The sequence below is a fragment of the Litoribrevibacter euphylliae genome, assembly GCF_042646085.1.
Taxonomy (GTDB): Bacteria; Pseudomonadota; Gammaproteobacteria; order Pseudomonadales; family Litoribrevibacteraceae; genus Litoribrevibacter; species Litoribrevibacter euphylliae.
On sequence record NZ_JBHRSZ010000007.1, the window covers coordinates 484,436 to 496,641 of the forward strand.

11 protein-coding genes are annotated in these 12,206 nt (G+C 45.0%); 9 read left to right on the forward strand and 2 right to left on the reverse strand.

Annotated elements, in window-relative coordinates; genetic code table 11:
• Nucleotides 1–31: 31 nt before the first annotated feature.
• Both ACFOEK_RS17355 and ACFOEK_RS17360 read right to left on the reverse strand, forming a co-directional pair.
• Complete coding sequence (locus ACFOEK_RS17355; RefSeq protein ID WP_386723078.1) at nt 32–1,423, reverse strand: TRAP transporter large permease; 1,392 nt, start codon at nt 1,421–1,423, stop codon at nt 32–34.
• Nucleotides 1,420–1,950: a TRAP transporter small permease subunit gene (locus ACFOEK_RS17360; RefSeq protein WP_386722736.1), complete on the reverse strand. Its 531-nt coding sequence runs from the start codon at nt 1,948–1,950 to the stop codon at nt 1,420–1,422. The genes ACFOEK_RS17355 and ACFOEK_RS17360 overlap by 4 nt, the downstream gene beginning before the upstream one ends.
• Nucleotides 1,951–2,172: 222 nt before the next feature.
• Between ACFOEK_RS17360 and ACFOEK_RS17365 the strand changes: the two genes are divergently transcribed.
• The 9 genes from ACFOEK_RS17365 (at nt 2,173) to ACFOEK_RS17405 (ending at nt 12,033) form a co-directional block, all read left to right on the forward strand.
• Nucleotides 2,173–3,150 carry a PstS family phosphate ABC transporter substrate-binding protein gene (locus ACFOEK_RS17365; RefSeq protein WP_386722737.1) on the forward strand — a complete coding sequence of 326 codons (978 nt, stop codon included), beginning with the start codon at nt 2,173–2,175 and terminating at the stop codon, nt 3,148–3,150.
• A gap of 155 nt (nt 3,151–3,305) precedes the next feature.
• Entirely contained in the window at nt 3,306–5,579 is a 2,274-nt protein-coding gene (locus tag ACFOEK_RS17370; RefSeq protein WP_386722738.1) for an ABC transporter permease subunit, read from the forward strand.
• Nucleotides 5,580–5,608: 29 nt separating this feature from the next.
• A complete protein-coding gene (pstA, locus tag ACFOEK_RS17375) occupies nt 5,609–7,288 on the forward strand; it encodes a phosphate ABC transporter permease PstA (RefSeq protein WP_386722739.1) in 1,680 nt (559 codons plus the stop codon).
• A 127-nt stretch (nt 7,289–7,415) separates the two neighbouring features.
• Nucleotides 7,416–8,276, forward strand: a complete 861-nt coding sequence (pstB, locus tag ACFOEK_RS17380) for a phosphate ABC transporter ATP-binding protein PstB (protein ID WP_386722740.1) — start codon at nt 7,416–7,418, stop codon at nt 8,274–8,276.
• Between the two features lie 180 nt (nt 8,277–8,456).
• A complete protein-coding gene (gene phoU / locus ACFOEK_RS17385; protein WP_386722741.1) occupies nt 8,457–9,185 on the forward strand; it encodes a phosphate signaling complex protein PhoU in 729 nt (242 codons plus the stop codon).
• 102 nt (nt 9,186–9,287) lie between these two features.
• Nucleotides 9,288–9,620 carry a DUF3392 family protein gene (locus ACFOEK_RS17390; RefSeq protein ID WP_386722742.1) on the forward strand — a complete coding sequence of 111 codons (333 nt, stop codon included), beginning with the start codon at nt 9,288–9,290 and terminating at the stop codon, nt 9,618–9,620.
• A 77-nt stretch (nt 9,621–9,697) separates the two neighbouring features.
• Nucleotides 9,698–9,853, forward strand: coding sequence for a hypothetical protein (locus tag ACFOEK_RS17395; RefSeq protein ID WP_386722743.1), 156 nt, complete (start codon nt 9,698–9,700; stop codon nt 9,851–9,853).
• Between the two features lie 335 nt (nt 9,854–10,188).
• Nucleotides 10,189–10,893: a sulfate transporter CysZ gene (cysZ, locus tag ACFOEK_RS17400; protein WP_386722744.1), complete on the forward strand. Its 705-nt coding sequence runs from the start codon at nt 10,189–10,191 to the stop codon at nt 10,891–10,893.
• Nucleotides 10,894–11,622: 729 nt separating this feature from the next.
• The gene (locus tag ACFOEK_RS17405; protein WP_386722745.1) at nt 11,623–12,033 is read left to right on the forward strand and encodes a PaaI family thioesterase; all 411 of its coding nucleotides are present in this window, start codon (nt 11,623–11,625) and stop codon (nt 12,031–12,033) included.
• The last annotated feature ends 173 nt before the right edge of the window (nt 12,034–12,206 follow it).

The window sequence follows — 12,206 nt, forward strand, 5'->3', positions numbered from 1 at the left end:
AAAAAATTCTAGAGAGTCTCTGAACAAATCCCTAGTTACCATACACCTGTTCTGGTAACCAAGTGGCCAATTCCGGCCAAATTGCCAAGCCTATCAACAGCAGTAATTGAATGATGATGAAGGGGATTACGCCCTTATACATATCTGAAGTGGCCACCGATTTCGGTGCGACGCCGCGTAAATAAAACAGCGCGAAACCAAACGGCGGCGTAAGGAAAGAGGTCTGTAGGTTGATGGCGATCATAATGCCTAACCACACTGGATCTAAGCCCATCGCCAACAGAATTGGCGCGACGATCGGTACGACTACAAAGGTAATCTCGATGAAGTCGAGAATGAAGCCCAACAGGAAGATCACCAGCATCACCACCAACATCGCGCCTAAGGGCCCGCCTGGAATGTCGTTAAAGACCGATTGAATCAGTTCTTCACCCCCAAAGCCTCGGAACACTAAAGAGAAGATGGCCGCGCCAATGAAGATCATGAACACCATGCAGGTGACTTGCGTGGTCTGCTGGCAGACATCGCGCAGGGTTTCCAGATTAAGCTGTCTGCGCAGTGTTGCTAACAATGTTGCACCAAAAGCCCCCACAGCAGCCGCTTCGGTCGGTGTTGCAACTCCGGCAATGATCGAGCCCAATACAGCGATGATCAGTAACAATGGTGGAATCAAGCCGAATAGGATGATTAAGCCAAGATGATCGTGTTTGCTTTGTGCAATCAGTTCTTCGCGTTTCACTGCTGGTGCTGCGTTGGGTTTGAACAGCGCCACACAATAGATGTATAAGCCATACAGCAATACCAGAATCAAACCGGGGATGATGGCACCAACGAATAGATCACCCACCGAGACAGTTTTTGGTGAGAAGATGCCCATGCTTAGCTGGGCTTGTTGATAAGCACTGGACAGTACATCGCCAAGAATTACGAGTGCAATGGATGGCGGGATAATCTGACCCAGAGTGCCGGTGGCACAGATCGCCCCCGTGGCCAGTTTCGGGCTATAGCCTTGTTTGATCATGGTCGGTAATGAAATCAGCCCCATGGTGACGACAGTAGCACCAACAATGCCGGTGCTGGCTGCCATCAGCATACCTACTACGGTCACTGAAATACCTAAACCGCCAGGCCAACGGCCGAAAAGAATGGACATGCTTTCCAGCAAATCTTCGGCGATTTTCGACTTTTGAAGCATCACGCCCATGAAGACGAAGAATGGCACCGCCATTAAGGTCTGGTTACTCATTAGGCCGAATAACCGGTTCGGTAGGGCCTCTAAGAATGCGGGATCAAAGGTGCCGGTTAGAATGCCGATGCCGGCAAAAGCGAGGGCGATACCGCCCAGGGTAAAGGCCACCGGAAAGCCAAGCATCAATACTAGGCAAATACAGATGAACATGATCAGAGGCATGAATTCCATTATTTAGCCTCCTTCTGTGCGTGTGGATTAAGCAGTAATGCTAAACAACGACAGATCTCCGCAATACCTTGCAAAATCACTGTAAAGACCATACCGAGAATCATTGATTTGAGTAGATAAACGAAGGGTAAGCCTCCGGCTTCTTGGGATTTCTCCTGCATCGACCAGGAAAAACTGATGTATTCCCAACTGATGGCGCCGATAAAAATCATCATCGGCAGTAATAGAAAGGTACAGCCGAAGAGATTCACCAAGGCTTGCTTTCGTTCTGTCATTTCCCGGTAGAGGATATCAACCCGAACGTGTTCATTGGCTTTAAAGGTGTAACCGGCTCCAAGCAGGAACACGATAGCGTGTAGATAAAGAACCGATTCCTGCAGAAAAATAAGGTTGAAATTCAAGGCGTATCGCAATACCACCAGACTGAACATAACTAAGGTCATGACCAAGGTCAGCCAGGATACGGTGCGACCGATGAAGTCGGTAACCGACGACAGCCGATGATGAAGGGCTGTGAATACTTCGTACATAGGGAAAATCCAACGGAAACGTTATTTTTTGCAAGCATTATAGGGAAGCTGCTAATGAAGTGATAGAAGCGCTGTTTTCTGACTAATAAATAATCATGGCAAAAGTGACAAACTCGACTTTACTGTAACATTGCTGTCATAAACCGCTTGTATCTTGACCGTCATCAAATAGTTATTGAACTAAGTATTAATAAATTTTCCTACTTATATTGGAGAGTAGTTATGAAAATGAAGAAGGTTTTCGCAGCAGTTTCTCTGTTTGCCGCTGCTACTTTCGGTGGTCAAGCAGTTGCAGGCGCTAAAGTAGACGCAGACATCCCAGCATACTCAAAAACGTCTGGTGTCTCTGGTAACTTCAGCTCTATGGGTTCTGACACTTTGGCAAACCTAATGACACTTTGGGCAGAAGACTTCAAACGTTTCTATCCAAACGTGAACATCCAGATTCAAGCAGCAGGTTCTTCTACTGCGCCTCCAGCACTGACTGCTGGTACCTCTAACTTCGGTCCTATGTCTCGTAAGATGAAAGACAAAGAAGTTGAAGCGTTCGAAAAGAAATTTGGTTATAAGCCAACGGCTATCCCGGTAGCGATCGATGCGCTAGCGGTATATGTAAACAAAGATAACCCAATCAAGGGTATGACTATTGCTCAAGTAGACGCAATCTTCTCCAACACTCGTAAGTGTAAGAACCCGACGGAAATCAACACTTGGGGTCAAGCTGGCCTGAACGGTGAATGGACTAACCGTGACATCCAATTGTTCGGTCGTAACTCTGCATCAGGTACTTACGGTTACTTCAAGAAAAAAGCACTTTGTAAAGGTGACTACAAGTCGAGCGTAAACGAGCAACCAGGTTCTTCTTCAGTAGTTACGGGTGTTTCTGAGTCTATCAACGGTATTGGTTACTCAGGTATCGGTTACAAAACGTCAAGCGTTCGTGCGCTACCACTAGCGAAGAAAGAAGGTCAAGCGTTCGTTGAAGCGACACCAGACAACGCTGTAAACAAAACGTACCCGCTTTCACGTTTCCTATACGTTTACGTGAACAAAGCGCCTAACAAAGCTCTGTCTCCAATGGAAGCTGAGTTCTTGAAAATGGTGCTTTCTAAGCAAGGTCAAGAGATCGTAATCAAAGACGGTTACATCCCTCTACCAGGTAAAGTTGTTAGCCAAGTATTAAATAAAGTGGGCCTATAATCGTCAGATTATAAGCACCAAGAAAAGGGGAAGGAAACTTCCCCTTTTTTTTGAATGTACTCTGTAATATTTCTGTAACACAATTGTCTTATTTTGGCTGCCTCTAAGCTAAGAGATTAGTAACCGTTACTTATTAACCCCTGAGATATTTGCCCATGAGCTCAGCGAATCTAGATCTTAACTCTCCTGCACTTAAGCGAAAGCGTAAGCTCCGCAATTTAACGGATAAAATTGCCTCCCACGGAATTGGGGTTGGTGGTATCAGCGTTATCGTTACCATCATGTTGATTTTCTTATATCTGCTTTATGAAGTGGCGCCTATGTTTAAGTCGGCGTCGATTGAAGAAGTGTCTGAATATTCAGTACCGGGTCTGTTGGTTGATGATCCAAGTACTAAAACCGTTTATATGGCGACAGAAGAGCAGGCTGAGATCGGTATGCGTCTGACAGCTGCGGGCCAAGTGCTGTTCTTTGATTTGAAAGAAGGTGCTCTGCTCAATGAAGTCGACTTGCTAGACGGTGAAGACAGCCGTGTCAGCTATGTCACCGAAGGGCGAATTGGTAGCCGCACTTTGGTGGTTGGCCTTGAAAGTGGCCAAGTGAAAATCTTTAAACATAATTACCGTGCTGAGTATGACCAAGATGCGAATCGTACTTTGCACCCTGAAATTTCTTACCCATACGGTGAAGAGCTAATCGACATGATCGATGAGCCAATCGTCTCTTTGGCAATGAATGAAAACGAAGAGAACATGGTATTGGCCGCGGCGGGTAATTCATTGTCGATTCAAATGGTGTCGTTCACTAAAGAAGAAGACCTCTTTGGTGATGGATTTGAAGTTGAACGTTACGATCCGCCTACCTTTGATGTGGCACAGCGCGCCGATTTTCTGGTGATTGATGCAGAGATGGATCGCCTGTTTGTGGCCAATCGTTCTGGCGTAATGCAGCGTTTCAATATTGAAGACGTGGACGCCGTTGAAGCGTTTGAGCCTAAGCGTTTGATTTCAAAAGGTCAGAATCTGACGCAATTCCAACCGTTGTTGGGCGGTATTTCTATTCTTGTGGCTGATACGTCGGGCAAAACAGCTCAGTGGTTCATGGCCAGAAACGAAGAAGGTGAAAAAGATTTCACCAAAGTTCGTACCTTTGAAAGTGATGAATTGGACGCAGCGATTGAATTGGTTGCGATTGAAGAGCGTCGTAAAGGCTTCTTTACCATCACTGATGACGGTGTGCTGGACATATACAACACTACAGCGCACAGAAACTTGCTGGAAGAGCAGGTGATTGAAGGCAAAGCGGACTTTATGATCGTTGCCCCGCGTGCGGATGCCTTAATGATTGAGTCCGATGGCGTGTTGAAAGTCTGGGAAGTTGAGAACAAACACCCTGAAGTGTCGTGGGGTTCGCTATGGAATGAAATCTGGTATGAGAACTACGATGAGCCGGATTACATCTGGCAATCCACTGCGGCTACTACCGAATTTGAACCTAAAATGAGTTTGACGCCATTGGCGTTCGGTACCATCAAAGCGGCTTTGTATGCAATGTTGTTCGCAATCCCGTTGGCGATCTGTGGTGCTATCTATACTGCCTACTTCATGGCCCCGGAATGGCGTCGTAAAGTGAAGCCGGTGATTGAATTGATGGAAGCTTTGCCCACCGTGATCATTGGTTTCTTGGCGGGGCTTTTCCTGGCGCCATTTATTGAAACGAACCTGACCGGCGTCTTCGCGATTTTGATTATTTTGCCAATTGGCATCTTATTGTTTGGTTTCACTTGGGCCAATTTGCCTAAAGCGATTCGTCATCGTGTTCCTGATGGTTGGGATGCTGCACTGTTGATTCCTGTACTGCTTGTCTTGGTGTGGGTGAGTATGGCACTAGCTACGCCGATTGAAGTGGCGTTCTTTGGCGGTGACATGCGTACGTGGATTTCCAATGATTTGGGTATCGACTTTGACCAGCGTAATGCCTTAGTTGTGGGTATTGCGATGGGCTTTGCGGTGATTCCTTCGATCTTCTCCATTGCTGAAGATGCGATCTTCAGTGTACCTAAGCACTTGAGCCATGGTTCTTTGGCCTTGGGTGCAACGCCTTGGCAAACGTTGGTGCGTGTGGTTATGCCAACGGCCAGTCCGGGTATCTTCTCTGCAGTGATGATCGGTATGGGTCGTGCTGTCGGTGAAACCATGATCGTATTGATGGCAACGGGTAACACGCCTGTGATGGATTGGAATATCTTCGAGGGTATGCGTACCTTGTCGGCCAATATTGCAGTAGAAGTGGCGGAATCTGAAGTACACAGTACCCACTACCGAGTTCTGTTCCTAGCGGCCTTTGTGCTCTTCATGTTTACCTTTGTGGTGAATACTGTGGCTGAATTAATTCGTCAACGTCTACGTAATAAATACGGTTCGCTGTAAACCGGTCGCTTGGATAAAGGTATTTAAAGATGAATGTATCAGTAAAAGATTGGTTTAAAAGCGGCTCACCTTGGGTGTGGTTGAACGCAGGGGCGGTATCACTGTGTGTGATCATGGTTATCGGCTTGTTAGGGCTGATTGCAGTCCGAGGTTTAGGTCATTTTTGGCCTAGTACCATTTATGTCACTGAGTATGAGAATCGTGCCGGTGAACATACGGTGCTGTTGGGTGAAATTGCCGATACCACCATGGTATCGGCGGTTCAGGTGACCTCTGCAGGTTACGATGTCCCTGACAATATGGAATATATCCCACGTCAATTGTTGAAAGTGGGTAACCGTGATGTGTATGGCCAGGACTTCCAATGGGTGTTGGAAACCAGTATTTCCAAGCAGGAAGTACGAGAAGACCTGATCGTTCTTGAGCGCCGTGAGTGGGGTAACTTCTACGGCGAACTGGTTGCTGTTAAAGAGCAAGGTTCTGAAGTCTTTACTACGGGTAAAGACGGTTTTGACGCGACTTGGGACGAACTGCAACAGCGCATCGAGCGTGCACTTCAACTGCATGATGAAATTCATGACATTGAGACTGGTGTTATTGGTTCGATTAACTACGGCCTTGAACGTCTTCGTCTTAAAGAGCGTGGCTTAGAGCTGCAAGGGGTTACTGACCCGATTCAATTTCAGGCATTGGCCGAAGAGCGTGCGGAGCTGAATGCCGAATACGATGTTTTGAAAGAGCAACTGGGTGGTTTGTATCAGCAAGCTCAACGTGACCAGGTGGTTGTAAAGACCATTGATGGTAAAACGGTTGAAATGGCGTTGAGCAAAGTTGTTTTGGCCTATGCTCCGAACAACTTGAACGTTTTCCAGAAAATGAGCCATTACGTTGGTAAGTTGGGTGAGTTCTTGTTGGATGATCCGCGTGAAGCCAATACTGAAGGTGGTATTTATCCAGCGATTTTCGGTACTGTGATGATGGTTTTGCTGATGTCGATCATGGTGACGCCGTTTGGTGTGGTTGCTGCTGTTTACCTGCGTGAATACGCAAAACAAGGCCCTGTGACTCGTATCATTCGTATCGCTGTGAACAATTTGGCGGGTGTTCCTTCGATCGTATATGGGGTATTTGGTCTTGGTTTCTTCATCTACTTCCTGGGTGGTTCGATTGATCAGTTGTTCTATCCTGAAGCGTTACCGGCCCCGACGTTTGGTACGCCTGGTTTGTTGTGGGCATCATTAACACTTGCGATTCTGACGGTTCCAGTGGTGATTGTTGCGACAGAAGAAGGCTTATCTCGTATTCCTCGTGCAGTCCGTGAAGGTAGTTTGGCATTGGGTGCGACTAAGTTTGAAACACTATGGAAAGTGGTATTGCCAATGTCCAGCCCGGCGATTATGACTGGTGTGATTCTGGCGATTGCCCGTGCGGCGGGTGAGGTTGCGCCTTTGATGTTGGTGGGTGTGGTGAAATTAGCACCATCGCTCCCTCTGGACGGTAACTATCCGTTTTTACACTTGGATCGTAAGTTCATGCACCTAGGTTTCCATATTTATGACGTTGGTTTCCAAAGCCCGAACGTAGAAGCGGCTCGTCCTTTGGTATACGCAACGGCACTCTTATTGGTCGTCGTTATTGCTACTTTGAACTTGGCCGCTGTCGCGATTCGAAACAGCTTGCGTGAAAAGTACAAGTCTCTAGAGCACTAACGGTAAGAACGAACGCCTAGTAAAACAGTATTTAGCAAAAACAGCATTTAGTAAGATACAGGCCTGATATCAGGCCTGTATGAAAAACGAATTTTAAAGAATTAACCGATTATTTAGGTATATCGCTATGACAGATCAGGCTATGACAGATCAAGCTACGAATGAAAAACCAGCGCACGCGGTGGATATTTCTGCGTTGGGTCGCGATACGGAACAACGTGATTTGGCAAAAGAAGAAATGTGTCTGGAAGTTAAAGACCTTCAGCTGTATTACGGTGAAAAACGTGCCTTGCATGGCATCAACATGCAAATTCCTAAGAACCGAGTGACGGCCTTCATTGGGCCATCTGGTTGTGGTAAATCCACGCTGTTACGTTGTTTTAACCGCATGAATGATCTTGTGGATATTTGTCGTATCGAAGGTAAGATCATGCTCGAGGACGAAAATATTTACGATCGTTCTGTGGATGTGACAGACCTTCGTCGTCGCGTTGGTATGGTATTCCAGAAGCCAAACCCATTCCCGAAAAGCATTTATGAAAACGTAGCTTATGGTCTGCGTATTCAGGGCATCAACAACCGTCGAGTATTGGATGAAGTGGTTGAGCAGTCTCTACGTGGTGCGGCACTGTGGGATGAAGTAAAAGATCGTCTACATGACAGTGCATTGGGCATGTCGGGTGGTCAGCAGCAACGTTTGGTTATCGCTCGTACCATTGCAGTAAAACCGGATGTATTACTTTTGGATGAGCCGGCATCGGCACTTGACCCGATTTCGACGTTGAAAATCGAAGAGCTGATCAACGAATTAAAAAATGAATATACCATCGTCATCGTAACCCATAACATGCAACAGGCGGCACGTGTGTCTGACTACACCGCATTCATGTATATGGGTGATTTGATTGAATTTGGTGATACGAACCAGATTTTCACTAATCCGACTCAGAAACAAACGGAAGATTACATCACAGGTCGATACGGTTAATCACTGCATCGATATGTTGGTTTGCCGGAAGAGCTTGATCTTCCGGCAAGAAGAATTCGGTTAGCATTTTTGGTTATCTGACACATAAATTTCATACAGAAGCTAAAATATGCGTCTATTCTTATAAAATGTATATACAAAAATAATTGAATAAGACGCGCATTAAGCGGTGGGAAAACAATGGATACTATTAAAGACGCACATACGCATCACATTTCTCAACAGTTTAACGAAGAGCTCGAAGGGGTTAAAAAGAGCATGTTGGAGATGGGGGGCTTGGTTGAGAAACAAGTCCGTGATGCGATTCGTTCATTGATCAATGCTGATGTTCAGCTGGCAGAGCTAGTTCGAGAGCGTGATGATCTGGTGAATAACATGGAAATCACCATTGATAAGGAATGCACTCAGATTCTGGCAAAACGTCAGCCTGCAGCCAGCGATTTACGCTTGGTATTGGCTGTATCCAAATGCATCAGCGACTTGGAACGTATTGGTGATGAAGCTTCAAAAATTGCTCGTTTAGCGATTGAACTAAGTGGGCAAGGTGACTCCCAGCAAGGGTTTGTTGAAATTCGTCACATCGGTGATGAAGTATCTTCAATGATTCAGCAATCATTAACGGCTTTTGCACGTTTGGATGTGGACTCTGCCTTAAAAGTGGCGCATGAAGATCGTACCGTGGATATGGAGTATCGCAGCACGGTTCGTGAACTGATCACTTACATGATGGAAGATCCTCGTAGCATTTCACGCGTGCTGAATATTATCTGGGCGTTGCGTGCTCTGGAGCGTGTAGGCGATCATGCCATGAATATTGGCGAATACGTTATTTATTTGGCCAAAGGGCTGGATGTGCGTCATATGGACGTTGAGCAAGTGGAAGACCGATTGGAGTCTGTTGAAAAGTAATAACGCTTGTTCAAAACGCCGAGAAGCCGCAGAATACTGCGGCTTTTTTATGTCTTGAGATTTTTCAGGTCTTCAGGTTTCTAATGTGTCGAAGGAGGATGTATGGATTGGTTATGGGCAATGAACTCGGACTTATCGAGTTGGTTTTGGGGCCATCGACAGTTATTGATTACCTCCTGGGTCGCTGTGTTATTGGTGATCTACGGCGGTGAGTTAAATGCCGCTGTACGTCGAATTATGCAGCCATATCATTTCTTACTGCGCATGGCTGCGTTCATTTTGTTATGCACCTTTGGTTATGGTGCTATTGCTGTCTATGGTCAGTTGGGGATTAACTTCGGATTGTTGCATCTGGATAAGAACTGGTTTGCCAGTATTGTGATCGGAACCTATTTGATATTGAGCTTTTTGGCTGAACGTAAGCGCCATGCTTAGTGGCATTAGAACGTAGGGATTAGTGAGAAAATCAGTGAAGAAAAAGAGTATTCGGTGACAAACGTCACCGATCTCTTATGTTAGGCTACACCACTTTGTATCGTTATTATTGGGTGGTTTTCCATTCCTTAGGTCAATCCATGACCTTGTCGCCAGTGTTGCGTCCTGCAGATGCCGCTCTTCCTGAGCTTGCTGGCGTGGGCTTCCTGTGCCAATTTCCTTTTTGTGCTTAATCTAAAGCGTATCCTTGTGAGTAAGTTGTCCTTTACTTACTCGTCGACGTCCTGTCGATAGGTGTAATTTAAATGGTTTCAAATGACAGAATTGTGACGTATTTCGTGCTTTGTTAATGATTCTCGTTTGAAAAAATTAATATTCTTTAAAAACAATGGGTTAGGTTTTTTAGGCGGGCTGGTTTTCAGACATTTCAGCCGGTTTCTATGGCGAATGTCTTACATGGTTTTTTTGATGAGAAAGCATTAGAGTGAATTTTTAGCTTTCAAGGGCTTTAAATGCATTGATTTAATGCCTATAAATACCCTGCATCCACAAGTATTGAAGGTAATACATGCTTGCTTCTTTAAAACGTTCGTTTTCATTATTGATTAGCGAAGATCTGCGCTGGTATGTGTTAGGTCCGTTATTAATCAATATCACGTTGTTCTCTGTTCTGGGCATTTATATCTTTAGTTGGATTCCTGATTGGGTTCATGCCGCACAAGGTGTTTTTCCTGAGTGGTTAGCATGGCTTAGTTGGTTGGTGGCGCCATTGGTGATATTGGCTGTGGTGGTCATAGGAATATCTACCTTTAATATTTTAGGAAATATCATTGCAGCGCCGCTTAATGCGTTTCTGAGTGAAAAGGTTGAGCAGCTAGAGTTGGGGGATCAATATCAGGCGCCTGACGACAGAACGTTGTTTGAAGAAGCTGTGCATGCTGTGATTCGAGAATTTCGAAAGTTGCTGTATTACTTACCGAGATTTTTGGTGGTGTTGATTATTTCTTTTATTCCCGGTGTGAACTTGGTGGCGCCTTTCTTGTGGTTTGCTTTTGGTGCTTGGCTGATGGCGTTCCAGTATTTTGATTATCCGTTGGATAACCGTCGTTATGACTTTGCGGCCAGTAAGCGCTGGATTCATGCAAGACCGGTACGTACGTTGTCTTTTGGTAGCGTTACCAGTGTGTTGTTTATGATTCCAGGGGTGAATCTATTTATGATGCCGTTGTGTGTGGTGTGGGCAACGTTGATCTGGGTAGAAGAAAGTAAGTAAGAGAAATAGGTTTTGAGAAAGTAGAGAAGGGAAATAAGTAAGCTGCTGATATGACAATAAACATTTCGTAAACGCTCATTATCATATCAGCTACCGCATTCCTTTTGCGATCAGCTTCCTGCCGATATCATCCGTACTACAAGAGACCGTTCCGTCGATCTTAGGATGTGTCTTCAGGCAGACAATAAACACCGTCCGGTGTGTGCATTCCGTGTTGTTATTCTTTGCTATCCGTACCTGACTCAACCTTGAGTCTGTATCAATCCTTGATACGTCCTTGTTAAGCAGTGTCCTTGCTAGACCTCATCCAGAGGTTGTTCCTTACAAGTCCTTTTGTTGTGGTCTGTTTCCAAATCCTTGACCACGAGAGAAATAATATCAGTTCACAGGCGCTTTAGAAGTACGCTTATTACTCTAAAAGAAAGTTCACTTCTCGATGGCTAATAATTATTCCTTTTTAAATCAATTAGTTGCGATTTGTATGTAAGGGAATTTCGGCATTTGATGAGTAAATTAATAGTAATTTCTTACTTTTATGTAAGATATATCTCACGTTGCACTGGGTGTATATCTGTTGGTTGTATAAAAATCATACAGTTATAGGCGGAAGTTAATGTCTATTGATGGTAGTAAAGTGTGCATTTTGAACATAAAAAGCCGTCGTATGGGCCAATTTTTTCTATGTTGGATTTCAGTATAGTGATTGTGATGGTTTAATTTGAGGTGATTATGAGCTTATCCACTGAAGAAGTAATTGAGATATTTTCAAAAGGATTCCCTGAAAGTAAGGCGATAATTGAAGAGGTTGGTAACAACATGGCGATCATGCGGTTGCCCGCTAATACGAAGCATTTAAGACCGGGCGCAACGGTTTCTGGTCCTGCAATGATGACGCTGACTGATGCGGTGATGTGGGTTGCGATTATTGCTCAAAAAGGTATGCAAGGCTTTCACAGTGTCACATCCAGTTTAAGTATCAACTTTTTAAATCGTCCTAAACACGGTGATTTGATTGCTAAGGCAGAAATCCTAAAACTGGGTAAACGTCTGGTGGTGGGTGAGGTTCGGTTGTTCAGTGAGGGAGACGAGGAACCTGTGGCGTTTTCCACGGTGACTTATGCGATACCGCAGATAAAGTGATGCGGATCACGTTCTTGTAGCGGTTTTCTGTAAGCGGACTGTAAAAAACTTTTTTCCTGCCGTGAAGGATTGTTAATCTCTGCTTTTCATCACACTTTTAAAGGCTATATTTAGAGTAAGTTTAAGGCTCGATACTAAGGAACCTCTGAACAAGTTCGCTTTAGCTCAGTGTT